This is a genomic window from Cupriavidus sp. BIS7 (genome assembly GCF_000292345.1).
In the GTDB taxonomy this organism is placed as follows: Bacteria; Pseudomonadota; Gammaproteobacteria; order Burkholderiales; family Burkholderiaceae; genus Cupriavidus.
Map to the genome: position 1 here is coordinate 62794 of NZ_ALOU01000075.1, position 23338 is coordinate 86131.

The 23338-nt window shown below is 63.8% G+C and carries 19 protein-coding genes and 2 tRNA genes; 8 read left to right on the forward strand and 13 right to left on the reverse strand.

Annotated elements, in window-relative coordinates:
• Positions 1–8: 8 nt before the first annotated feature.
• Both B552_RS0123345 and B552_RS0123350 read right to left on the reverse strand, forming a co-directional pair.
• Complete coding sequence (locus B552_RS0123345; protein ID WP_019451481.1) at positions 9–737, reverse strand: SDR family NAD(P)-dependent oxidoreductase; 729 nt, start codon at positions 735–737, stop codon at positions 9–11.
• Positions 738–777: 40 nt separating this feature from the next.
• The gene (locus B552_RS0123350; RefSeq protein ID WP_019451482.1) at positions 778–1626 is read right to left on the reverse strand and encodes a TauD/TfdA family dioxygenase; all 849 of its coding nucleotides are present in this window, start codon (positions 1624–1626) and stop codon (positions 778–780) included.
• Positions 1627–1743: 117 nt separating this feature from the next.
• Here B552_RS0123350 and B552_RS0123355 point away from each other — a divergent pair, with 117 nt between their 5' ends.
• Complete coding sequence (locus B552_RS0123355; RefSeq protein ID WP_019451483.1) at positions 1744–2748, forward strand: AraC family transcriptional regulator; 1005 nt, start codon at positions 1744–1746, stop codon at positions 2746–2748.
• Here the strand turns inward: B552_RS0123355 and B552_RS0123360 are convergent.
• Positions 2730–3944: an alpha-hydroxy acid oxidase gene (locus tag B552_RS0123360; RefSeq protein WP_019451484.1), complete on the reverse strand. Its 1215-nt coding sequence runs from the start codon at positions 3942–3944 to the stop codon at positions 2730–2732. The two genes, B552_RS0123355 and B552_RS0123360, sit on opposite strands and share 19 nt — an antisense overlap.
• 142 nt (positions 3945–4086) lie before the next feature.
• A complete protein-coding gene (locus tag B552_RS0123365; RefSeq protein WP_026035978.1) occupies positions 4087–6786 on the reverse strand; it encodes a LuxR C-terminal-related transcriptional regulator in 2700 nt (899 codons plus the stop codon).
• Positions 6787–7072: 286 nt separating this feature from the next.
• Between B552_RS0123365 and B552_RS0123370 the strand changes: the two genes are divergently transcribed.
• Positions 7073–8128, forward strand: coding sequence for a 3-keto-5-aminohexanoate cleavage protein (locus B552_RS0123370; RefSeq protein WP_019451486.1), 1056 nt, complete (start codon positions 7073–7075; stop codon positions 8126–8128).
• A gap of 178 nt (positions 8129–8306) precedes the next feature.
• Positions 8307–9065, forward strand: a complete 759-nt coding sequence (locus tag B552_RS0123375; protein ID WP_019451487.1) for an SDR family oxidoreductase — start codon at positions 8307–8309, stop codon at positions 9063–9065.
• Between the two features lie 69 nt (positions 9066–9134).
• Here the strand turns inward: B552_RS0123375 and B552_RS0123380 are convergent, their stop codons facing one another.
• The 3 genes from B552_RS0123380 to B552_RS0123395 all read right to left on the reverse strand — a co-directional run bounded on the left by B552_RS0123380 (position 9135) and on the right by B552_RS0123395 (position 12832).
• Positions 9135–9947: an SDR family oxidoreductase gene (locus B552_RS0123380; RefSeq protein ID WP_019451488.1), complete on the reverse strand. Its 813-nt coding sequence runs from the start codon at positions 9945–9947 to the stop codon at positions 9135–9137.
• A 191-nt stretch (positions 9948–10138) separates the two neighbouring features.
• On the reverse strand, positions 10139–11476 hold the full coding sequence (locus B552_RS0123385; protein ID WP_019451489.1) for an MFS transporter: 1338 nt from the start codon (positions 11474–11476) through the stop codon (positions 10139–10141).
• A gap of 261 nt (positions 11477–11737) precedes the next feature.
• Positions 11738–12832, reverse strand: a complete 1095-nt coding sequence (locus tag B552_RS0123395) for an AraC family transcriptional regulator (protein WP_019451490.1) — start codon at positions 12830–12832, stop codon at positions 11738–11740.
• A 351-nt stretch (positions 12833–13183) separates the two neighbouring features.
• Between B552_RS0123395 and B552_RS27840 the strand changes: the two genes are divergently transcribed.
• The 5 genes from B552_RS27840 (at position 13184) to B552_RS0123420 (ending at position 18907) form a co-directional block, all read left to right on the forward strand.
• A complete protein-coding gene (locus tag B552_RS27840) occupies positions 13184–14191 on the forward strand; it encodes an SDR family oxidoreductase (RefSeq protein WP_083860343.1) in 1008 nt (335 codons plus the stop codon).
• Positions 14192–14195: 4 nt separating this feature from the next.
• On the forward strand, positions 14196–15446 hold the full coding sequence (locus B552_RS0123405; RefSeq protein WP_019451492.1) for a serine hydrolase domain-containing protein: 1251 nt from the start codon (positions 14196–14198) through the stop codon (positions 15444–15446).
• Positions 15447–15519: 73 nt separating this feature from the next.
• Positions 15520–16539: an NADP-dependent oxidoreductase gene (locus B552_RS0123410; protein WP_157160329.1), complete on the forward strand. Its 1020-nt coding sequence runs from the start codon at positions 15520–15522 to the stop codon at positions 16537–16539.
• Between the two features lie 62 nt (positions 16540–16601).
• Positions 16602–17411 carry an SDR family NAD(P)-dependent oxidoreductase gene (locus B552_RS0123415; protein ID WP_019451494.1) on the forward strand — a complete coding sequence of 270 codons (810 nt, stop codon included), beginning with the start codon at positions 16602–16604 and terminating at the stop codon, positions 17409–17411.
• A 143-nt stretch (positions 17412–17554) separates the two neighbouring features.
• Positions 17555–18907, forward strand: a complete 1353-nt coding sequence (locus tag B552_RS0123420) for an MFS transporter (protein ID WP_019451495.1) — start codon at positions 17555–17557, stop codon at positions 18905–18907.
• Between the two features lie 103 nt (positions 18908–19010).
• On the opposite strand, the gene B552_RS0123425 is transcribed toward B552_RS0123420, so the two are convergent.
• The 6 genes from B552_RS0123425 to upp form a co-directional block, all read right to left on the reverse strand.
• Positions 19011–19087, reverse strand: a tRNA-Arg gene (locus tag B552_RS0123425).
• A gap of 80 nt (positions 19088–19167) precedes the next feature.
• Positions 19168–19944 (reverse strand): hypothetical protein, encoded by a 777-nt coding sequence (locus B552_RS0123430; protein WP_019451496.1) that lies wholly within the window; start codon positions 19942–19944, stop codon positions 19168–19170.
• A gap of 488 nt (positions 19945–20432) precedes the next feature.
• Positions 20433–20519, reverse strand: a tRNA-Leu gene (locus tag B552_RS0123435).
• Between the two features lie 109 nt (positions 20520–20628).
• Complete coding sequence (locus B552_RS0123440) at positions 20629–21909, reverse strand: amidohydrolase family protein (RefSeq protein ID WP_019451497.1); 1281 nt, start codon at positions 21907–21909, stop codon at positions 20629–20631.
• A 59-nt stretch (positions 21910–21968) separates the two neighbouring features.
• Complete coding sequence (locus B552_RS0123445) at positions 21969–22634, reverse strand: TetR/AcrR family transcriptional regulator (RefSeq protein WP_026035980.1); 666 nt, start codon at positions 22632–22634, stop codon at positions 21969–21971.
• Positions 22631–23323, reverse strand: a complete 693-nt coding sequence (gene upp, locus B552_RS0123450) for a uracil phosphoribosyltransferase (protein WP_019451499.1) — start codon at positions 23321–23323, stop codon at positions 22631–22633. Before upp ends, B552_RS0123445 begins: the two co-directional genes overlap by 4 nt.
• Positions 23324–23338: the final 15 nt, after the last annotated feature.

The following is a 23338-nucleotide window of genomic DNA, read 5'->3' on the forward strand; positions in this document are numbered from 1 at the left end:
GTCCGGGTTCAGGCGCGGCGCATCAGGCTATAGCTCTGCGCGCTTGGGCCGAAGTCGGGCATGCTGGCCAGGAACAGTGCGAGCGGTACCACGTCTGCGGGTTCCTTGAACCACTCACCCGGAGGCACGGCAACGTCGCGCGTCATGTCCGTCCTGACCGGCCCCGGAATCAGTTCATTGACGCTGATGTTGTCTTCCTGCAGTTCCGTTGCCAGCGACTGGGTGAGCATCCACAGCCCGATCTTGGAGCACGAATACGCCGAGAACCCCGGGTTGGGACGCTTGCGTTGGCCGGAACCGATCATGATGATCTTGCCCGCGCCACGCCGGCGCAGGTGCGCAATGGCGGCATGCGCGGTGTGGTAGGCACCTGTCAGGTTGATATCGATGGTCTTGCGCCAGAGCTCGGGATCGCCATCCGCGATCCGTCGCTGCTCAAGCGCAACACCGGCACTTGCCACCACGATGTCGACGCCGCCGAACTCGTCACTGGCGCGCTGGAACAGCGCAGACATCTCCGCATAGTCAGCCACGTCGGCCGCGTGGGCGATTGCCTGGCCACCTGCTTCGCGGATCAGCGCGACGGTCTGCGCGATGTCTGCTTCGCCACGGGCGCTGCATACCACTGCCGCTCCGGCGCTGGCGTAGGCAAGCGCGATGGTGCGTCCGATGCCCCGGCCCGCACCGGTGATGACGGCTACCTTGCCCTTGAGCAGTTCTGGATCAATTTGGGTCATTGTCATTCTCGCTTTGCGTAGCAATGTGTTGTCCTGCCGCTCAGAATGGGCGGTCTCCCATCACCGTGGCGCGATCCATCCTGCGATGGCATGCCGGGTAGTCCATCACCGCGTAGTGCTGGCTGGAACGGTTGTCCCAGATCGCCACGCTGTCCTTGCTCCAGCGCCAGCGCACCTGATGTTCGGGAATGTAGGCCTGGGTGATCAGGTAGCGCAGCAGGTCAGACCCTCCCAGGTTGAAATCCTGACCGAAGCGAATGCGCGCCTGCGTGTGGAAATTCGTGAAGTGCGTGGTGAAACCGTTCACGAACAGCACCTTCTCCCCGGTCTCGGGATGGGTCCGGACGACCGGATGCTCGGCGTCCGGAAATTGTGCCTTCAGCGCAAGGCGCTTTTCGATCGGCATGGCCGCGCCGAAAGTTGCCTCGATGCTGTGGCGTGCGCGCAGGTCGGCAATCTCGTCTTTGATGTGCTGCGGAAGATTCTCGTACGCCAGCACCATGTTGGCCCACATCGTGTCGCCACCGACTGGCGGGCATTCGCGGCAACGCAAGATGCTGATGCGCGGTGGGGCCTCGCGCCAGGTGGCATCCGTATGCCAGGCATTTTCGTAGCGTGGCGTGGGTTGGTCGGGACTCTTGTAAATGCGGACCAGCCCCGGATGCTCGGGGTCGCTGCCCGCCACCGGATGATCCTCCAGCTCGCCAAAGCGGCGCGCAAAGGCCACGTGCTCGGCGGCCGTGATGTCCTGGCCGCGCAGGAACAGTACACGGTGCTTGAGCAGCGCCTCGGAGATCGCGGCGAATACGCCATCATCGTGGATGGCATCGGCAAGGCTGACGCCGACCAGTTCGGCGCCGATGGAACAGGTAATTTGCTCGACTTGCATGGCGACTCCGTCAAGGGATGGGATGAAGGTCGAAACAAAGTATTGAAGACGCGGCACCGGGCGCGTTGACAATGTGGGGCACGCACTTTACATTTTGGGGCACCCCGGGGAACTCCTATGTCGACGCCATTGCAGCAAGTGAACCTGACCGAGTTTGTCGAAGTGGCCCGCCAGGTGGGCCTGGACCCCCACTGGCTATTGCGTCATGTCGGTATCAGCCCGAGAGCCCTGGTGGACCCCGATATCCGGGTTCCCGCGAAGTCTGTCATGCAGCTGCTGGAGGATTCAGCGCAGCTTGGCGGCGTTGAGGATCTTGGGTTGCGCGTGGCGGAAGCCCGTCAGTTGACCAGTCTCGGGCCGCTGTGGACGGTGATGCGCGAGGGGGCCACGCTGCGCAAAGCGCTGGAAGCGCTGGCGCGTTATCAGCACTTGCTGACTGAAGCGCTGGACCTGCGCATCGAGGAGGTCGGGGACACTGCGGCCGTCAGGCTCGAGTTCCTCATGAGCGTCCCGGGGTCCACGCGGCAATCGACGGAATTCATCATTTGCCTCTGGTTCCGGCTCTGCAAGATGCTGTCCGGGACGACATGGAGGCCGCGCTGCATCTGCTTCCGCCATGGCCCGCCAGCGAGCATGACAACCCATCGGCGCCTGTTCGGCGTGCAGATCCGTTTCCACCAGGAGTTCGATGGCATCCTGATGGACGCTGCGGACCTTGACGTGGCAAGTCCCGGTCACGATGCTGCGCTGGCCCACCATGCGCGCCAGTTCCTGGATACCAAGCTGGCGCAGTCCGATTCCACCATGCCGGGGAAAGTAAGGAAGCAGGTCTTCGCGCTATTGCCAACAGGCAATTGCGGTGCCGAGCAGGTTGCCCGCCAGCTTGGCATCGACCGCAAGACCATGCATCGCCATCTGGTTTGCCATGGGCAGACCTACCTTTCCATTGTCGATGGCGTCAGGGTGGACCTCGTATCGCGATACGTCGGCAATGGCGAACGCCCGCTGTCGGACGTTGCGGTCCTGCTGGGTTTCTCTTCGCTCAGTGCCTTTTCACGCTGGTTCTCCACACGCTACGGCTGCAGCGTATCGGCATGGCGCCGTCAGCATTCCACGCCCTGAAGTGCCGGCGTGGCATGGTGCATACCGCCTTGCGAGCTGACCCAGTCCGATGACACGTCCGTCAGCACGGGGCAGCCAAGCAAACCGAGTGTGCGATCGATCTCTGCGCGCAGAATCGCCAGCGCGTGCGTGACACCATCCTTGCCGCCTGCCGCCAGGCCATATAGCGTGGCGCGCCCCGACATTGCCGCATCGGCCCCCATCGCACGGGCCTTGACGAAATCGCTGCCGCGCCGCAGGCCGCTATCGACGATCAGCGTCATCTCGGGCCCCACCGCCGAACGGATTGCGGGAAGCACCTCGATCGGCGCAACACAGCTGTCCAGCTGGCGGCCGCCGTGGTTGGTAATGATCAGGGCATCGACGCCCAGCGCCTTGGCCCGTAGCGCATCGTCGGGCCGCAGGATGCCCTTGATGATGAGCTTGCGTGGCCACAGGCCGCGCAGCCACTGAACATCCTCCCAATTCAGCGAAGGGTCCATCTGCTTCGACAGGAACGTTGCCGCATTGCGGGCGTCGTCCCGGCCCGGCGGAAGAACATCGCCGAGATTCCGGAAGCGCGGCATGCCATGCGGCACAAGCACATCCCACCACCAGTTCGGCCGCATGGCGAGGTCGATCAGGTTGGCCAGATCAAGCTTCATCGGTGCGCGATAGTTGCGCCTGTCCCACTCCCGGTTTCCCAGCACGGGAACATCCGTGGTCACCACGATGGCTTCGGACCCGGCAGCCTCGGCACGCCGGACGACACCGGCCAGGTTCTCCCGATCCTTGAACGGATAGATCTGCATCCAGTGCCGCACGCCGGTCTCGGCAATACGCTCCAGCGCGACTGTCGACACCATGCTCTGGCACATGGGAATCCCGGCTTCACGCGCGGCGTGTGCAAGCGCCAGGTCGCCCTCATGTGTAAGCAGTCCGTTGAAGCCCGTCGGCGCAATGACCGCAGGCATGGAGATCCGCTCGCCAAACAGCGTGCACCCGGAATCACGCGCCGAAACATCGACCAGCGTCCGCGGTGTGAAGGCAATCGCATCAAAGCTCGCGCGATTGCGGCGCAACGTCAGTTCGTCGTCCGCGCCACCCTCGAGGTATTCCAGACAGAAGTTGGGCAAGCGCGCTGCCGCCATGGCGCGCAACTCGGCAATGTTCTGGGCACGCCGCACGTCGCGCCCACGATAGAGTCTGCGTTTCATTGTCATGTGGATCCCACTCACGTCATTCACGGGCGAACCCCGTCATCGCGCCGGCAGCGCTGCGCCTTTGCACAGCTCCGATTATCGTGATAGCGCGACCAGCCGCGCCCCCTGCGCGGCGGAGGGGGCACGTGTAACGCCACTAATCGACACCTTCCAGCAGCCCCAGTAGTTGAGCGCGCCGCACAGCATGCTTGCGCGTGCCGGCACCAAGTTTCCCGAACAGGTTCTTGACATGCCACTTGGCCGTGACTTCGCCCACGCCAATAGCCTGAGCGATCTCCTTGTTGGAAAGACTGCGCGCGAGTAGTTCGAGAACTTCGCGCTCCTTGGGCGTCAGGACCATGCTCGCAACAGCATGCGGCTCCGCCACCGGGCGTGCCGGTCCGGGGCGTACGCGTGCAACCGGCACCGCATGGCCGGGTTCCGGCGCAGCGGCGCCCTGCTCCGCCAGACGCCTGGCCCAGTCCGCCAGTGCCGGATGCGCATCGACGATCGTGCGAACGAGGCCATAGGTCTGCGCCAGGTTCATCGCTTCCTGCAACAATCCGCCGCTGTCCTCGCCATTGCGATGACGCACGAACGCCTTCAGCGCCATGATCTCTATGTGCCGGCGTCCGAGCTTCATGGCTTCGGCCAACGGTGCAGCGCGTTGCAGGGCGCTGGCGGCGGCTTGCCAGTCCTGGGCCGCTATCGCGGCATTGGCGTGTGCCATGGCTTGCAGCAACGCCACATCGCGGCGCCAGAGCGGGCCGTGGTCCTTTTCGACCAGTGCGACGAGTTCGTCGAGGCGAGCGATCAACACGCGACACGTTTCCGCACGGAAATGCCCGGCATGCAAGCGCACCTGATCCGCGAGGCTTGCGATGCAAAGCCGCGGAGCCCGGCGTGCAATACCCAGGGCGTACAAGGCCTCGAGCAGATCGAGAGCGCGATGTTCGACGCCCTGTGCCGCTGCCACGCATGCAGCGGTCAGGTATGCCAGCAACGAGGTCTCGGAGGTGCCGGACCGTTCCAGCACGTCGAGCCGGTTGGCGAGCAGCGCAGCCGCTTCGTCGATCTGGTCGCGCTCGTACACTGCCACGGCCAGCAGCGACGCCAGCATGCAGACCAGTGGATGACGGCGGCCGAGATCCGCTTCCGCGCTCGTCAAGGCCGGCCGCAGCACCTCCTCGCCCAGCATCACCTGCCCTTCCCGCAGATAGCTCAATCCCGCAACGAACTCACCCCAGCGCGCGGCGTAACGATGGCCATTGCCAAGGTCGCCGCGCGGCGCGAGTTGAAGATGACGCCGTGCGTTGCCGGTTTGCCCCTGCAGGATTGCCGATATCGCCATGCGGTTGGCGTGCATCTGTGCCAGCCGCGGTTCGTGCAGCGCAGGCGGCTGGTGCCACGGTTCCAGCAGTGCAAGGCAGCGATCAGGCCGGTCCGCATAATAGGCCGCGATGCTCAGGATCAGCGCGCACTCATAGCGCAGGGCAGTATCGATATCCGCCCCTTCGAGCATATGCGCCACCAGAGATTCGGCCTCGTCATGCCGCTCACCAAGTGCCAGCACCCACGCAGCCGCCAGACGCAGGCCAGGATACCGATCCAGTTCCGCATCGGGGAGCCGGTCCAGCCATTCGAGAACGATACCGAGCCGCCCCTGCATCACGGCATCGTAAAGCGACCGCCCCGCCAGGTCGAAGGCAAGCTCGTGCTGGCCCGCCGCATGTGCGTGGCGCGCGGCCTCCTCGGTCATGCCGTGTGCGGCAAACCACTTCATCGCGCGAGCATGCAGTTCGTTCTGTACCTCACCGGGCAATTCGGTGAGGCGCGCCTGTAGCGCGCTGCGTGCCAGCGTGTGCAGCCGGCACCAGTCACTGCCATCGCTGGCCACGAAGATCGGCGTTTCGCGAATCAACCGCGCCAGTTGCCCGGGCGCTTGCTCCAGACCAGTCAGGGCACGGCACAGGTCCGGGTGAACGTGATCCACCAATGCGATACGCGTCAGGAAGGCCGCGTCCTCTTCCGCGAGATTGGCGAGCAGTCCACCGACAAGCGGCTCCCCCTCGTCAACCAGACGGGCAGACATGGCATCGACAACGCTGCGCGGGTCCGCACCGCGTTCCATGGCTGCCAGGACTAGCTGCAACCCCAGCGGCCAACCGTCGGTCATCTCGTGCAGGCGTGCACAGCTGTCGGTGCCCACGCGGTCGCCGAAGCGGCTTCGCACGAGGGCAATCGTTTCTTCCAGTTGAAACCGCAGCGATTCCGCGCCAACGCTGGCGCACTGGCCATATGCGGTCAGGTCGAGGACAGCCTCGCTGAACCCGCTGCGCGCGGCCACCACGATCTGGAGATTCGAAGGCGGGTTGTGCAGCAGATAGAGCAAGGCCGACACCCCTGCCGGTGATAGGCGTTCAGCTTCGTCGACGATCAGCACAAGATCCAGCGAGGACTGCGCGACTTCAGCGAGCCAGGCCGTCAAGCCTTCGGTACCTCCCGGTGCCGCAGCCGCGCTTTCCAGAAGCGTGCGCCCAAAGCCGGGTCTGCCGCACCCCATGCGCACTGCAAGCACAAGCCCATGCAGGAAACGCTGCGGATCGTCGTGGGCGTCCGCCGACACCCATGCAACGGCGGCGCCGCGCGCCAGGAGTTCACGGCGCCATTGCGCAAGCAGCAGTGTCTTGCCGAAACCCGGCGGCCCCTGCACCACGATCACTGGCCGGTCGCGCAGCGCATCGCTGTTGATATTGAGCCGCGGACGCGACAGCAGGTGCCGCGGCGCGCGCGGCGGCATGGTCTTGAGTGCAAGCTCGGAATACACGGCGACTGTGCCGCGGCTCGAGGAAGTCATCTGGCCGGTCCCGATTGGCTTGGAGGTGGTGCCAGCCCTGGCGTGCATGCGCAATCGCGTGCAATGCAATGCCAGGTTCGTGACTGCGCCTCGTCAGTCGGGCGACATGCCTGGCTAAAAAGTGGGTGCCGCATTATAGGCACATCGCCGCGCTGCCTGACAATCGGCCCCACCCCTCCCCCTCCGTGGTGGAGGGGGCGTGTCATCCGGCACAACCCTAATATGGGTCGAACGTGCGCAATCCGATGCGTGCGACTCACCATCGACTCACCATCAGGAGGAGAACATGCAATTTCTCGACGACTCGCTGCACCCCGAGAACATGGACAAGGTTGTCATCACGGCGGCGCCGTACGGCCCCGAGTGGATGCCGGAGGACTTCCCGGAAGACATCCCCGTGACGATGGAAGAGCAGATCCAGAAGGCCGTCGACTGCTACAACGCTGGCGCCACGGTGCTGCACCTGCATGTGCGTGAACTGGACGGCAAGGGCTCGAAGCGCCTGTCGAAGTTCAACGAGCTGATCGCCGGCGTGCGCGCCGCCGTGCCCGACATGATCATCCAGGTGGGCGGCTCGATCTCGTTCGCACCGGAAAACGAAGGCCAGGCCGCCAAGTGGCTGTCTGACGATACGCGCCACATGCTGGCCGATCTGGAGCCGACGCCTGACCAGGTGACCGTGGCGATCAACACCACGCAGATGAACATCATGGAGCTGCTGTACCCCGAATACACGGAAGGTACCTCGCTGTCCAATCCGGCGTTCATTGCAGCGTATCGCGAGATGACCGTGCCGGCAGGCCCGGGCTGGCTCGAAGAGCACCTGCGCCGCCTGACTGCTTCGGGCGTGCAGCCGCACTTCCAGCTCACCGGCATCCACGCGATGGAAACGCTGGATCGCCTGGTGCGTGCCGGCAAGTACAAGGGCCCGCTGAACCTGACGTGGATCGGCATTGGCGGCGGCTTCGACGGCCCCAACCCGTTCAACTTCTTCAACTTCATCCACCGCGCTCCGGACGGCTGCACGCTGACCGCCGAGTCGCTGCTGAAGAACGTGCTGCCGTTCAACATGATGGCGATGTCCATGGGTCTGCACCCGCGCTGCGGTATCGAGGACACCATCATCGACCAGCACGGTGATCGCATGACCTCGGTCCAGCAGATCGAGCAATGCGTGCGCGTGGCAAATGAACTGGGCCGCGAGATCGCCTCTGGCAAGGAAGCACGCCGGATCTACCGCATCGGCACGTGGTACGACAGCGTCGACGAAACGCTGGCCGCAAACGGCATGGCGCCTAACCGCCAGGCCGGTGTCCGGAACCTGCCGCTGCGCGTCGCATAAGCCGCCAGGCAGCACCGCGCGCCCAAATCCAGCCGCAGCAGCGGCGCCACGGTTCTGGTACCTTAACGCTGGCAACCGCGCGCGGTGATTCGCCGCGCGCGGGATCACAAATCGATCAATCACCTGGCCCGTGCTCGCGTCACGATGGCCAGGATGCCGGGCGGAAAGAGGAGAGACCATGGATCTGGGTTTAAAGGGAAAGCGCGCGATCGTGACGGGCGGCAGCCGGGGCATCGGCAAGGCGATTGCGCTGCAGCTTGCACAGGAAGGCGTCGACGTGGTGCTGGCCTCGCGCGGACAGGAAGCATTGGCGGCAACCGCTGCCGAACTCGCGACCCTGACCGGTCGTCGTATCGTGCCGCTAACGGTCGATACCGCCAGCAAGGCATCGGTTGACGCCATGGTGGAACAGGCAATTGCCGCGCTCGGCGGCATCGATATCCTTGTCAATGCCGCTGCGATGCCCGGCGGCATCTCGCCAGCCACGCAACTTGACCAGATCGTCGATGCAGAAGCGCTGGAAGACATTGACATCAAGGTTATCGGCTATCTCCGTACTGCGCGTGCACTTGCCCCGCATCTTGCCGCAAACGGCTGGGGCCGCATCATCAATATCGGCGGACTGGCGATCTACCACACGGGCAGGCCCGTTGCCACACTGCGCAACGTTGGCGTGGCGGCCATCACCAAGAACCTGGCGGACGAACTTGGCCCCAAGGGCATCAATGTCACGGCTGTCCATCCCGGGGCAACCCGCACCGAGAAGACCGATGCCGCAACCGAGGCCTGGGCGGCAGGCAAGACCAGCCTCGGCCGCATCGTCGATGCCCGCGAGGTGGCATGGGTAGTGACCTTCCTTGCGTCCCCGCTGAGCGTGGCGATCAATGGCGACGCCATCCCCGTCGGCGGCGGTACTCTCGGCATCATCCACTATTGAAGCAGCGGTGCCCCGCGTCGGATCGACCGGGGCCCTCTCATCTGCCCACCGCTGGCGGTGGCGCGACAACTACTGCCCCGGTGTCTCCTGAAGCCGTTGACGCAACACCGCACGCAGGTCCTCGCCGTATCCGGTGAGCGTACCGCCATCCACTGCCAGCATCTGGCCCGTGATCATGTCCGCCCGCTCGCTGGCGAGGAAGGATACTGCTTCACCGATTTCCGAAGGCTGGCAGAACCGGCCCAGCGGTACCGTCCGCCGGATCAATGCCTCACGCTTCTCCGGTGCCGCGTAGGCCTCGATCGCTGGCGTAAGGATGCCGCCCGGACACACGGCATTGACGTTGATGCGCAGGTCCGCCAGTTCCCACGCGAGATGCTGGGTCAGCCCCGTCACTGCGTGCTTTGACGCCGTGTAATCCACGCTGCTGAAGTACGCCATGCGTATGCCGGCGATCGAATCGATATTGACGATCTTCCCTTTGCCCTGCGCCTTCATTGCCGGGATGACGGCCTGGCAGCAGAAGAGGATGCCCTTGGCGTTCACCCCCATCACGCGGTCCCAGTTTTCCTCCGTCACGTCGCACACAAGCGCGGACGCCCCGCCTACGCCCGCGTTATTGACCAGGATGTCGATGGTGCCGAACGCCTCCAGCGTCTGGCTGGCCATGGCCACCGTATCGGCCTTCTTGCTGATGTCGGCACGGATCGCAATGGCTCGCTTGCCGTCCGGGTCGATGCTGGATGCAACCCGCTGCGCAGCATCCAGGTTCAGGTCCACCACGGCGATCTTCGCGCCCTCGCGAGCCAGCACGCGCGCAATGCCTTCGCCGCCGCCCTGCCCCGCACCAGTGATGATTGCTACCTTGTCCTTCAACTCCATGCACGTCTCCTTGCAAGACCAGAGCCGGCGACGATGCCGTACGCCCTGTGTTGAACCCACCCCGGCAAGTATCCGGCAACGCAAAGGACAGTCTTGACAATCCGTGGCACCGTATTGACATCCTGGGGCAGGCAGGGAAACTACGTAGCTGGGCGGCTCCCGGGCCTGGTCGACCCGGGTCGGATTGCCTGCTACCAGCCTTCGGCCTCCTGGAAACGACGCAGGTCGCGCACATAGTTCGCCTTGGCCAATGCATACGCCAGTGCCGCAGCCAGCGAGATCAGCGGGATGTATTGCAACGCGCCGAGCAGGCCGATCCTGTCAGCAAGCACCCCGGTCAGGTAGGGCCCCGGCGCGGCGCCAATCAGGTTATTGGCAAGCGTCAGCGTGGCCATCGCAGTGGAATGGATGGATCCATTGACAAGGTTGGCAACCATCGCGCCCGTCGGGCCCCAGGTGCCTGCGGCAAAAAAGACGCCGATTGCAATCACGGCCAATTGCGCCGTGCTGGGCGGCATGCGCATGCCGACCAGCAGCAATCCGCAAGATCCCAGGCAGTAGATGATGGCCAGCGTGGCTTTCCGCTCGGGCGACTTGTGCCCGAGCCAGTCAGTCAAGATCCCGCACAGTGACATGCCGACGGCACTGACAATGAGCAGCCCCGCTGCGGACAAGGCAGCCTTGTCGGGGGCGAGCCCGTGGTACCGGTTCAGGTAGCTCGGCATCCAGGCAATGATGGCGTAGGCGGTGAACAACTGCAGTCCACTTCCCACATAGGTGAAGATCAGTGTCGGCGTGCAGAACAGCGCCTTGAAGAGCCGGCCCGCCAGCCCGGGTCCAGTGCCACTGCCCGCAAGCCGGCTGTTGCCTCCTGCCATGTCAGCCGGACTGCGGTGCGCGTGCCGGGCCAGACGGGCTTCGGTAACGGTCACCGCATAAAACAGGACCAGCGCCAGGCCGAACAGCCCCATGCCGATGAATGCCATTCGCCAGCCAAAGCGCGTTGCCATCACACCGCCGGCCGCCATGCCCAGTACCGATCCGAACATGCCGGCCGACGTGAACGCCCCGGTCAGCGTGGCGCGCATGGATGCCGGAAAGACACTCAGGATGATGGCAAGGCCGACGCTGCCATAGCCGGCTTCGCCAACGCCGACCAGCAGCCGCGCGGTCAGCAGGTGGCCATAGCTTTCGGCCAGCCCGCAACCCACGGTGGCGAGGCTCCAGAACAGCGCCATCAGCACAACGCTTCTGGCCCGGCCCCAGCGATCTGCAACAAGCGCCACCGGGAATGCCAGCAGACCCACCATCAGACCAACAACGCCACTGAGCATGCCTAGCTGGGCATCACTCAGGTGCCATTCGAGTTTCAGTTGAGGAAAGACGGCGTTCAGGACCTGCCTCGACATATAGTCGGACAACATGAGCAGGAAGATCACGGCAAACACCATCCAGGCATAAGCACGCGAGCGTGAAGTGCGGCGCGGGACGTCCGCACCGCCAAGCGTGGCGACATTCTCTTCCAGCATTGGATCCCCTTACTCTTCTAATTGCTATGTGAGTCAAACAAAGAGTCGCCGCTTCCAACCCGCATATGAAACGCGCGTCAGGCGGCATGCAGTGCACAGGTTCCGGGCACCAAACTGCTTAACGCACTAACGGAGCCTCATGCACAGCTACAAGGTAGTGGCCGAAGAAGCGAAGGATTTTGCCGGCGGGGTCACCGAAATGACATCTCGGGACATCTAGGGAAAACGATACGACCATCAGGGGTGGGCAGCACAGCCCGTTCATGGGCGCCCGCTCAGGTGCTGGGTCGCGTTGATGGCGAGGTCCTGCCATGCCCGTTCCGGTGCCTGCCCTGTTTGCACCAGCCCTTGCGCGCGTTGTACATCGGCCGTCCGCCAGTCGCTTGGGCTGCAGCCGAAATGGCCGCGGAACCATCTGGCAAAAGCGCTGTGCACGGAAAATCCGAGCAACTCCGCGACATAGCTGATCGAGCGTTCGGGCATGCGGAGATAGTTGACGGCAAGGCCCGCGCGCACCTCGTCAAGGACGCGAGTGAAGGTCGTTCCTTCCTGAACCAACCTGCGGTGCACCGTGCGCCGGTCAACGCCAAGCTGGCCAGCGACCCGCTCAACGCTGCAGTGCCCGGTAGGCAGCAACGAATACACGAGGCGGCGGACTTTTTCCGCCATGGTGTGGCTGGTCTGTGCCAGCAGCGAGTCAAGAAATGCGCGAGTGTGCCGGGCCATCTCAGGATTGGCTGCCGGCAGTACCGCCTGAAGATCCTTTGACGCGCACACGATGCCGTTGAAGTCGCCGCCAAACTCGATGCGGTTGCCGAAGATCCGCATATGGTTGCTCGAGCCTTTCGGCGCGCCATGCGAGAAGCAGATCTGTCGTGCCTGCCAGTGCGGGCCGATCAACTCACGCAACATCTGGAACAGCGAGCCCAGCACCATTTCGTCCGCCTGCCGCGTGTGCGCCTGGTGGTCGACCACAAGGGACATACGGATCACCAGCGCATCAGCGCTCTCTTCCATGTTGACCAGTACCGCCTCGCTGTGCAGCGACATGTATCGCAGCATCGAATTCAGCGCGTCGCGCAGCGTCGGTTCTTCGCGGATCACCAGGCTGAGCGGGCCGAGGATCGACAACTGGCGCTTTTCGCTCATGCGCAGGCCGAAGTCCTCAACGCCTGACGCTGCCGCGGAGACTTCGAGCAGCCGGCAGGCAGCGCTTGCCGAGATCAGGGTGTCGGTCTGGTCGATGCAAGTACGAGGAAGCCCGACCGTGGCCAGCATTTGGTGCGGGTCAAGCCCGACGGAACGTGCGGTCTCGGCATAGCCTTGCAGCGTGGCGCTGCGAACCAATCGATACATGGGAAGCCTTTTGGAAATTGCCGATGAACGCTAAGGGGCCAGGGCTGCGGAAAATGCTAGCGGCGCGTACAGGCACTTGCAATCGTGGTCGATACGGAGGCGGACACCATGTCCGGCAGTCTCTCCAATCAGAGGTGCCTTACAGAGCATGCGGTGTGCCTACTGCGCCTCACGGACATGCGGACGCGCATAAGGGTTGACCAGAACTGTCACGAATAGATAAGGGTGTGTCCCGTCAAGCCACCCCCTCGTTCCGGCTGTCTTCACATAATGGCCGCCAGAAGGAACCAGCCAGAAGGGAACCGCGTGCCGGCACACTCAATGCCCCGCGCGCTTTTGAGGGGAACCACGATGCCTTATCAACACCAGCACAGTTCTGAACGCTTTCTGGTAACCGGCGCCTTGGGTTGCATCGGCGCCTGGATAGTGCGGCGCCTCGTGCGTGAAAACGTACCCGTGGTCGCCTTCGATGCCGCTACCGATACGCACCGGCTACGCCTGCTGATGGATGATGCGGAGTTGTCACGTGTGACGTTTGTCCGAGGCGACATCTCCGACCTTGCCACGTTGCAGGGCATCCTGGACGCGCATCGCATCACGCACGTGATCCATCTTGCCGCCCTGATCCATCCAAGGTTCAGAAGCAATCCGCCGCTGGGAGCGCGCGTCAACGTGCTCGGTGGCGTGAACCTGTTCGAAGCAGTGGCCCAGCGGCGCGCGCCGGTCCCGCGCATTGTGTATGCGTCGTCGATCGCGATCTACGGAAAGCCCGACGCGGAGGTCGTGGCACATGGCACCCCTGGGGATCCAGACACCCTGTACGGTGTATTCAAGCAGGCCGAGGAGGCGATGGCGCGCGTGTACTTCCAGGACCGCGGCGTCACCAGCATCGGACTGCGCCCCGCGACAGTGCTTGGCGTGGGGCGGGACTATGGCCTCACGGCGGCACCGACCCAGGCGATCCTGGCGGCGACACAGGGCCTGCCCTTCCATATTCCGTACGCTGGCCGCAGCCACATCCATTACGCCGATGATCTCGCACGCATCTTCATCGCCTGTGCACGGGCGGAGTACAGCGGCGCCGATGCTTTCAACATACGCGGCACGGTGGCCGACATGCGGGATCTGATCCGGACCATCGAGACCGTTGCGCCAGGTGCGCGCGGGATGATCACCTGTGACGGCCCTGCGCTGGGCCTGCCCGAGGACTACGACGCCAGTGCCCTGGAACGTGTGATTGGCACGCTGCCATGCACACCGCTTCCTGAGGCTGTGCAGGAGACCTTCGATCTGTTCCGCAGCAATGTCGCCAGCGGCGTGCTCGACGGCGCAGGCGAAGCCGTGGCAAGGGAGGCCTGAACCGATGGTTGCCGACTTCACGCTGACCATGGCCGATACCCCGGAGCAGGTCGGACTATCCGCAAAGCGGCTGCAACGCATCAGGGCCGTGTTCGATGCAGACGTTGAACGCGGCAGGATCCCGGGCGCCGTCGTCCTGATTGCACGCCGGGGCCGAGTCGCCTTGTTCGAGGCCATGGGGTTCGAGAAGGAGAACGACCCATCCCGCCCGATGCGGCGCGATTCGGTGTTTCGCCTTGCTGCCCTGTCACGCCCCATAGTCTGCGCGGGCGCACTGATGCTGATGGAGGAAGGCCGGCTGGCGCTGTCCGATCCAGTCGAGCGTTACCTGCCCGAATTCGGCAACATGCAAGTCGGCGTCGAGCAATTCGACGCAGCAACCGGGGAGCGTCGCCTTGTGCTCGAACCCGTGCGGCGCGCGATGACCGTGCACGACCTGTTCCGGCATACATCCGGACTGACGTATGGGCCGTTCGGCGATTCGCTGGTCCAGCGGATGTATCGAAGCCGCGAGTTGCTGGACAGCCAGCAAACCAATGCCGAAATGGCGCTCAAGCTGGCCTCCTTGCCGCTGCAATGCCACCCGGGTACGGCTTTCGAATACGGCATGTCTACCGACGTGCTTGGTCGCATCATCGAAGTGGTGTCCGGGACTGACCTCAACCGCTTCATTACCGAGCGCGTGGCACGCCCGTTGGGCATGCACGCGACCGGTTTCCACCTGGCCCGGTCGGGCGCCGCCGGCCTTGCATTGCCGCGCCAGGACCCCGCCGGCCCCAAGGGTGTTCTGTCCGATTACGACACCGCCAATCCGCCCAAATGGTTCTCCGGCGGTGCAGGCCTGCTGTCGACCGCCAACGACTACGCGCGCTTTTGCCAGATGCTGCTGAACGGCGGCGTGCTGGACGGCACGCGACAGCTTTCAAGCAAGAGCGTGAAATGGATGCTGACCGACCACCTGCCGACCGGGCTCGACTACGGCAGTTCGACGCGCGGCCTGGGTATCAATGCCCCCTTGCCGGAGTTCGGCCAGGGGTATGGGCTTGGCGTCGGCGTGCGCAAGGCGGAAGGCTTGTGCCCGGTGCCGGGCTCGGTGGGCGACTTTTACTGGGGGGGCGCACTCGGTACCTATTTCTGGGCCGACCCAGCCGAGCAACTGGTCGCGATCCTGATGCTGCAGGAGAACGACGTGGCCATCCGCACCGGGTACCGGAGCTTCCTGCGCAACGTCGTTTACGGGGCGCTGGAAGACTGATCGATCTGCAGGGAACGCATGTACCGGCGGCGCGCCACAGCCGCCATCAAGGACAACATCTGGAGGTATGAGCATGGCAACGAAGAACCGGCGCTGGATTCTCAGGCAGCGCCCGAGTGGCGATATCAGTGAAACCGATCTCGAACTCGTCGAGGCGCCAATGCCGGTGCCGGGCGACGGTGAGATCCTGGTGCGCAACGTCTACCTGATGGTGGCACCGACCAACCGCGTGTGGATGAGCGACATCGATCAGTACATGTCCCCTGTAGGCATCGGCGATGTCATGCGCGGCGGCACCATGGGCGTCGTGGTCGAGTCGAACCACCCCGAGTTCAAACCGGGCGACGTCGTCGAGGGCGGCATGGCCTGGGAAGAATATTCGGTCACCAGCCGCGCACGCCTGGTTCCGGTGGAGTACGGGCTGCCGCTACATGCGTTTGCCAGCGTACTGGGCAATTCCGGCATGACTGCCTACTTCGGCCTGCTCGACATCGCCAGGCCAAAGGCCGGCGAAACGCTGGTCGTCTCGGCTGCGGCAGGCGGTGTCGGTTCTATCGCCGCACAAATCGGGAAGCTGCTGGGCTGCCGCGTCGTTGGCATTGCCGGCGGCGAACGCAAGTGCCAGCTCGCGACGGAAGAGTTCGGCCTGGACGCCTGCGTCGACTACAAGCGCGGCAACGTGCTGGCGGATCTGCGTTCGGCCTGCCCGGACGGTATCGACGTGGATTTCGAGAACGTTGGCGGGGACGTGATGGACGCGGTGCTCACGCACCTGAACATTGGCGCACGCGTCGCGCTATGCGGCATGGTCTCGACCTACAACGCCAGCGGCGACTGGTGGAGCCCGAAGATGTTCCGCAACATCATCATGAAGCGGGTCCGGATCGAGGGCTTTCTGATCTCCGACTACTTCCCGAGATTCCCGCAGGCTCTGGATGACATGGTGCAGTGGGTCAAGGATGGCCAGATCAAGTATCGCGTCGATATTGTCGACGGCATCGAGAACGCACCCGCGGCACTGAACCGCCTCTTCAGTGGCGCAAACATCGGCAAGCAGCTTGTGCGGCTGTCGCCCGAGCCCGCGCTCGGCTGAAATCTCCAACAAACCGATCATCAAGGACTGTTGTGACTCTGCAATCTACAACTGACAGCGTAGTGGCCTCCCGCATCGGCGACCTCAACGGCAAGGCGGCAATCATCACCGGGGCGGCGTCCGGCATTGGCCTGGCGCTGGCGCATGCGCTCGCCGCAAAGGGTGTCGACCTTGCACTCGCCGACATCGACGCCAACGGGCTGGAAGCCGCACGCGCCGAACTCGCACCAAGCGGCCGGCGCATCTTTACGCGTGTGCTCGATGTCTCGCGCGACGCCGACGTGCGCGCCGCGGCGTTGGAGTTCGAAGCGCAACTGGGGGCAATCCATCTCGTCTTCAACAACGCCGGCATCGACATGAGCGGCACGCTGGAATCCCTGTCCGAGGAAGACTGGACGCGCGCTTTCGGTGTCAACGTGTTCGGCGTCATCCATGGCATTCGCCATTTCGTGCCATTGCTACGCCGCCATGGCGGTCCGGCCCATGTCGTGAATACCGCCTCGGGCGCAGGCCTGTGGGTGCACAGCGAGATCCCGATGGGCGCCTACGCCGCCACCAAGTCCAGCGTGGTGGCCCTGTCCGAGGCACTGGAACAGGAACTGCGTGGAACGCGCATCGGGGTTTCGGTGCTGTGTCCCGGACCGGTGGCGACACCGATCGCCGAGCGCTCGCCCCATTCATCCGAGCGCTTGCGGGCCAGTATCGCTGCAGGAGCGTCCCCGCAGAAAGTGGCCGGACAAGTGCTCGACGCCATCTGCGCAGGCGAGTTCTACATCTTCACGCCCACACGAATGAAAGCGGGCCTGGAACAACGATTCGGACGAATTCTGGATGCGCTGGAACGTCAGCAGGTTGCCGGAACACCTACCTGACACCGCGTTTGCAGCCTTGCAAGGGTTGCCATAGCCCCCGACCTCATCGAAAGAAATGAGGGCCGTTCCGCAAGTCCGTCAGCGTTGCGCCGGGACTCGAACGGTAGTCATTCAGCAGCCCGCTAGAGCAAAAGGAGACAAGCATGACCCTACATCCGGCCGATCCGCAAATCGGCGCTGGGGACGATTATCTGGTTAGCCGTGGGCGAGCCTGGTTTGCGTTCTGGCTGAGCTTTGCGCTGATGTTGTTCGACTATATCGACCGTCAGGTGGTCGTATCGCTGTTTCCCCAGCTGAAAGCCGCCTGGCACCTGTCGGACAAGGAACTCGGTGGACTTGTCTCGATCATCTCGATTGTCGTAGCGATAGGCGGCCTGCCGGTTGCGCTGATCGCCGACCGCGTAAGCCGGGTAAAGAGCATTGCCGCGATGGCCGGGATCTGGAGCCTGGCCACGATTTCCTGCATGTTCACGCGCAATTACTCGCAGCTTTTTGCTGCACGCGCGTTGGTGGGCCTTGGGGAGACCGGTTATGGCTCCGTGGGCGCGGCGCTGATCGCCAGCCTGTTTCCAAAGCGCTTGCGCTCCATGGTGCTGGGCGCCTTCTTTGCCGCCGCCTCTGGGGGCGCGGTGCTCGGTGTGCTGCTCGGCGGTCTGATTGCAGCCAGATGGGGATGGGAATCGGCGTTCGGTGTGGTCGGGGTGCCAGGGCTCGTGCTGGCCCTGCTGTACCTGCTGGTGCCCGATTACAAGACGGTGGCGCTAACACCGAGGCTTGAGGAAGCAAAGCGCTCCCCCGGCAACGCGTATCGCCACATCACGAAGGTGATGCTGAACTCGCCCTCCTTATGGTGGACGTGCCTGGGCCAGGCTTTCCAGGTCATCGTGGTATCCACGATCTGGGCCTGGACGCCGAGTTACCTGAATCGCTTCTATGGCATTGCCCCGGCCAGGGCGGGAGTACTCGCGTCAATGGTCGTGCTGAGTGGCGCGCTGGGAGTCTTCGTCTGGGGAATCATTTCGGACCGCATCAGCATGCGCAAACCGCGTAACAAGCTCATGCTGATGTCCGTCCTGTGCATCGTGACGCCGATCATCTTCGTGGCCGGCTTCAGCGGTGTTGCCGTCACCGGATTCCAACCCACGTTCGTGCTCATTATCATCGGCGGCTTCCTGATGACCTGCTCGGTCGCGCCGTCAGTCGATATCGTGCTCGATGTCATTCATCCGGGCGTGCGTTCCACGGGAGCCTCGGTACTGTCGCTATTCCAGAACCTGTTCGGCCTGGCCGTTGGTCCCTTTGTGGGCGGCGCGATATCCGATGCGTGGGGATTGCAAACGGCGCTGATGGTCATGCCGGCGTTTGGCCTGCTGGCTGCGGCGAGCTTCAGGCTGGCCGCCCGCAGTTACGAGACCGACACGCGCCAGATGGAGAATTTCGAACTCAGTATTGCCGGTGGGAATGGGGGCGCCATGCAACCGCTCGCAGGAAGCTGACGGCGTAGGTGCTGGCGGTGCCGCGCTGTCAGCAGCCCGGAGAAATGAAAAACGGCTTGGAGCGCGGTAACGCTCCAAGCCGTTTCTTTACTACAGGTATAGGTGGCGCGGCTGGCAGGATTCGAACCCACGACCCCTTGGTTCGTAGCCAAGTACTCTATCCAACTGAGCTACAGCCGCACGCGAGGCCCGAATTGTATCGCAATTCGTTCGCAGTGCAAGCGTTTCCTGCAAATTATTTCTCAAGGCATCGATTACCCCTACCAGCGGTACCTCGCACCCAGTGTTCCGCCAGCGTTGCGGCCGGCATGGGCCTTGACCCAAAGCTTCAGGCCAGTGATCGAATTGCTGTGGGCGCCGACGTTGAAGGTGAACAGTCCGCGCAGCATATCGGTATCGATGCGCGTGCCATTGATATTGATGACCTTGGCGCGATTTTCCTGCCACCAGTCCGCCTCGACGAATGGATAGACGCCGCTCAAGCGCGTTGGCTTGGAGCCGTAGAGCCGCACGGCCAGCCCGGTTGCGCTTGCCTCGCCGGGGGGCGCATCCCAGTTTCCGGCCACGGGGGCTGTGCCAGGGCGATAGGCCATCTCGACGCGAGACTGCAGCGTCGGACCCCCACCGCTTCGTGACAGCGGTGCATCCATCGCCAGTGCCATGCTGCGGACGTTTCCATCGACAAAGCCGGTTGCCGTCGTGGCATCGTCAAGATGCATCACGGTCGGGCGCGCACCGGCCCGGTAAGTTTCGATCCGGCGGTCGATCGGCCCGGCGCTGCCGACAGCTTCCGGCTCGTTGCTGACAATGGGCGCCTGCTCCGATGCCAATGCGTGAACAGGTACTGGCAAATCGGGATCATCGTCCGCCGTGACCATCCGGGGCGGCACAAGCGACGGCTCTTCCGCGGTGGCAGTTCCCGCGGGCGCGGACTCGGTGGCACGCTCGTCCTGGACGATGGGCGGAGGCGCATCGGTGCCCGGCGGCCCACTTGCACGCTCCTCGGCGCAAGCCGCGGCGCTTGCCAGCAAGACCAACAGGAAGCTCAGTTGGAGACAAGGATGGTGTCCTGAGTGCGCGGCCACACAGCGCCCCCAGCCGGGACAATCCCCGGCCCCCTCCTCTCTCCCGCACGTCGACAGTACGGACATGGCAGCCACCCTATCGGGCGTTATTGAAACGTGCCCGAGTGATTTGCAGCATAGGTCAAAGCCAACACAACAGTTAGCCGCGAATGTGTGGTGCTTCGCGCGACCCGGCGAGCCATGTTTCAGAATAGAAACGAAAAGCCCCGCGCGAGCGGGGCATGATGAACTTCGTTTTCTCTTCCGTGCCGGAAACGAAAAAGCCCCGCTTGCGCGGGGCTTTCTGAATTTGGTGCCCAGAAGAGGACTCGGTCACCCATGCGCGACCCCGGGTTGCGCTTGCAAGCGCAACCTTTTCTCGTCCTCGCGAAAGGTCCTCAAGGACCTTTCTTTCTGGGCCGGAAACGGAAAAGCCCCGCTTGCGCGGGGCTTTCTGAATTTGGTGCCCAGAAGAGGACTCGAACCTCCACAGTGTTGCCACCGCTAGGACCTGAACCTAGTGCGTCTACCAATTCCGCCATCTGGGCTTCGTTTCGCTGCATTGCTGCGGCGATGCGAAGAACGTGATTATGCTGAGCAGGCTGACATCTGTCAACACTTGATTCACCGTTTCTTCAAAAAATCCTCACCGGACCGTCATGTCCGATGTAGCTGGAAGTCGACTTGGCCGGGCCTGCCCTCCAGTGACAACGTGGCCGTGGCTGGCACGGTGCGGGCCACGGCCTTGCCGGCCCGCATTACCAGCAGCCGGGTTGCCCGCAACCGGATAGCCTCTGCCGGATCGCGCGCCTGCAGCAGGACCAGATCGGCCCTGCAGCCTGGCGTCAGGCCGTAGCCGTCGAGCCCCAGGATCTGCGCCGGGGTCTCGGTTACAGCGGTGAAACACGCGCGCATGGCGTCCTGGCCGGTCATATGCGCGACATGCAGGCCCATGTGCGCAACCTCCAGCATGTCGCCTGAGCCAAGGCTGTACCAGGGGTCCATCACACAGTCGTGGCCGAAAGCCACCGGAATTCCGGCTGCAAGCATCTCCGGAACGCGTGTCATGCCGCGACGCCTGGGATAGGTGTCATGCCGCCCCTGCAGCGTGATGTTGATCAGCGGGTTGGCGATGGCCGCCACGCCGGCCTCTCGCATCAGCGGCAGCAGCTTGGACACGTAGTAGTTGTCCATCGAATGCATCGATGTCAGGTGCGAACCCGTGACGCGCCCTTGCAAGCCAAGCCGCACGGACTCGCTGGCCAGCGTTTCAATATGCCGCGACATCGGGTCGTCGCTCTCGTCGCAATGCATATCGACACGCAACCCGCGCTCGGCGGCTTCCTCGCACAACATCTTTACCGAGGCCGCGCCGTCGGCCATCGTGCGTTCGAAATGCGGAATGCCGCCGACCACGTCGACCCCCAGGTCCAGCGCGCGACGGAGATTGTTGAACGCATCGGGCGATCGCAGCAGGCCGTCCTGAGGAAACGCCACAAGCTGGAGGTCGAGATACGGCTTCACGCGTTCGCGCACGTGCAGCAGAGCCTCGGTGGCCAAGAGGCGCGGATCGCACACATCGACATGGGACCGGATGGCGAGCAGCCCCTTGGCCACGGCCCAGTCGCAATAGGCCAGTGCACGTTCGACAATGGCCTCCTGCGTCAGCAGTGGCTTGAGTTCCCCCCACAACGCGATGCCTTCGAGCAGGGTGCCCGATTGATTTACCCTTGGCAGTCCGTAGGACAGCGTCGAATCCATGTGGAAATGCGCATCCACGAACGGCGGCGAGACCAGTTGCCCGGCTGCGTCGATCTCCTCGCCCGCGCTTGCGGCCAGCCGTGGCGCCACGGCGGCTATCCGGCCGTCGGCAATACCGATGTCGATATCGGCACGGCCATCAGGCAGGTTGCAATGACGCAGGATGGTGTCGAGCATGGGGAGTCCCTGTGGATGTGGAATCGAAATTGGAATCGGGGGCCGGCTGGCGCGCTCGATCAGGATAGCGATGCGTCTTCGTCCAGTCCGCAGCCACGCAGCAGCAGCGCCACCAGGTGCTCTGTGGCACGGTCGAAGTCCTGCGTGTCGAGCTGGTTGACGCCCAGCACCGCGCAAACCTGGGTCTCGAAGTCCGCGTAGGTCTGCGTGGCGGCCCAGATCGTGAAGAACAGGTGATAGGGGTCTACCGGCGCCATCCGGCCGGAATCGATCCACGAACGTATCACCATGGCCTTGCGCCCCACCAGCTCGTGTAACGCCTCACGCAGCACGCCGCCGATCTCGGGCGCGCCGTGCAGCAGCTCGTTGGCGAACACGCGCGACGCATCGGGATGACTGGCCGACAGGCGCATCTTGGCCCGGATGTAGTGTTCCAGCGCCACGCGTGGCGCGCGGTCGACGCTGATGATGTCCGTTTCGGAAAGCCAGAGTTGCAGCGTGTGTGCAAGCACCGCGCGATACAGCGCCTGCTTGGTGCGGAAGTAGTAATGGAGGTTCGACTTGGGCATGCCCGCGCGCAGCGCGATATCGGACATCGTGGCACCGGCAAAGCCCGCGCGCGCAAACACATGCTCCGCCGCGCGCAGGATATGCGCCTCGTTCTCCTGCCGGATCCGTCCGCCCGATTCACGCGCTGGCTGCGCGTGCGCCAGCACGTCCATCATTTCGTGCCGTAAAGCCGGTCACCGGCGTCGCCGAGACCGGGCACGATATAACCGTGCTCGTTGAGTTGTTCGTCGATGGCTGCCGTCACGATGCACACGTCGGGGTGCGCCGCATGCAACGCGCGCAAACCAGGACGTGACGCGATCAGGCAGACATACTTCATCGTGGTCACGCCAGCCTCCTTGAGCCGGTTCAGCGCGGCAATGGCCGAATTGCCGGTGGCCAGCATCGGATCGACGACAATCACCATGCGCTCCTGGATATCCTCCGGCATCTTGAAGTAGTACTCGATCGGCTCAAGCGTTTCCGGGTCGCGATACAGGCCGATATGCCCGACGCGGGCGGCCGGCAGCAGTTCCAGCATGCCATCCAGGAAGCCGTTGCCCGCCCGCAGGATCGACACCAGGCAGAGTTTCTTGCCGGACAGCACGGGCGACTGCATGGGCGCAATCGGCGTCTTGATCGAGATGGTTTCCATCGCCAGGTCGCGCGTTGCCTCGTAGGTCAGCAACTGGCTGATCTCGCGCACCAGGCGGCGAAAGTTGTCGGTGGTGGTTTCCTCGCTGCGCACCAGCGTGACCTTGTGCTGCACCAACGGATGGTTGACGACCATGACCGAAGGTGACGTGGCCGCTTCAGGGTTGGCGTAGGTCTCCGCAGTCGTCGGAACGGCGGACAGATCGTTCATGGTGCGCTCCTTGGG

What these genes read in the sequence shown, in the direction of transcription:
- B552_RS0123345 (WP_019451481.1), bottom strand. Translation starts at nt 737, where the DNA reads ATGACCCAAATTGATCCAGAACTGCTCAAGGGCAAGGTAGCCGTCATC.
- B552_RS0123350 (WP_019451482.1), bottom strand. Translation starts at nt 1,626, where the DNA reads ATGCAAGTCGAGCAAATTACCTGTTCCATCGGCGCCGAACTGGTCGGC.
- B552_RS0123355 (WP_019451483.1), top strand. Translation starts at nt 1,744, where the DNA reads ATGTCGACGCCATTGCAGCAAGTGAACCTGACCGAGTTTGTCGAAGTG.
- B552_RS0123360 (WP_019451484.1), bottom strand. Translation starts at nt 3,944, where the DNA reads ATGAAACGCAGACTCTATCGTGGGCGCGACGTGCGGCGTGCCCAGAAC.
- B552_RS0123365 (WP_026035978.1), bottom strand. Translation starts at nt 6,786, where the DNA reads ATGACTTCCTCGAGCCGCGGCACAGTCGCCGTGTATTCCGAGCTTGCA.
- B552_RS0123370 (WP_019451486.1), top strand. Translation starts at nt 7,073, where the DNA reads ATGCAATTTCTCGACGACTCGCTGCACCCCGAGAACATGGACAAGGTT.
- B552_RS0123375 (WP_019451487.1), top strand. Translation starts at nt 8,307, where the DNA reads ATGGATCTGGGTTTAAAGGGAAAGCGCGCGATCGTGACGGGCGGCAGC.
- B552_RS0123380 (WP_019451488.1), bottom strand. Translation starts at nt 9,947, where the DNA reads ATGGAGTTGAAGGACAAGGTAGCAATCATCACTGGTGCGGGGCAGGGC.
- B552_RS0123385 (WP_019451489.1), bottom strand. Translation starts at nt 11,476, where the DNA reads ATGCTGGAAGAGAATGTCGCCACGCTTGGCGGTGCGGACGTCCCGCGC.
- B552_RS0123395 (WP_019451490.1), bottom strand. Translation starts at nt 12,832, where the DNA reads ATGTATCGATTGGTTCGCAGCGCCACGCTGCAAGGCTATGCCGAGACC.
- B552_RS27840 (WP_083860343.1), top strand. Translation starts at nt 13,184, where the DNA reads ATGCCTTATCAACACCAGCACAGTTCTGAACGCTTTCTGGTAACCGGC.
- B552_RS0123405 (WP_019451492.1), top strand. Translation starts at nt 14,196, where the DNA reads ATGGTTGCCGACTTCACGCTGACCATGGCCGATACCCCGGAGCAGGTC.
- B552_RS0123410 (WP_157160329.1), top strand. Translation starts at nt 15,520, where the DNA reads ATGGCAACGAAGAACCGGCGCTGGATTCTCAGGCAGCGCCCGAGTGGC.
- B552_RS0123420 (WP_019451495.1), top strand. Translation starts at nt 17,555, where the DNA reads ATGACCCTACATCCGGCCGATCCGCAAATCGGCGCTGGGGACGATTAT.
- B552_RS0123440 (WP_019451497.1), bottom strand. Translation starts at nt 21,909, where the DNA reads ATGCTCGACACCATCCTGCGTCATTGCAACCTGCCTGATGGCCGTGCC.
- B552_RS0123445 (WP_026035980.1), bottom strand. Translation starts at nt 22,634, where the DNA reads ATGATGGACGTGCTGGCGCACGCGCAGCCAGCGCGTGAATCGGGCGGA.
- upp (WP_019451499.1), bottom strand. Translation starts at nt 23,323, where the DNA reads ATGAACGATCTGTCCGCCGTTCCGACGACTGCGGAGACCTACGCCAAC.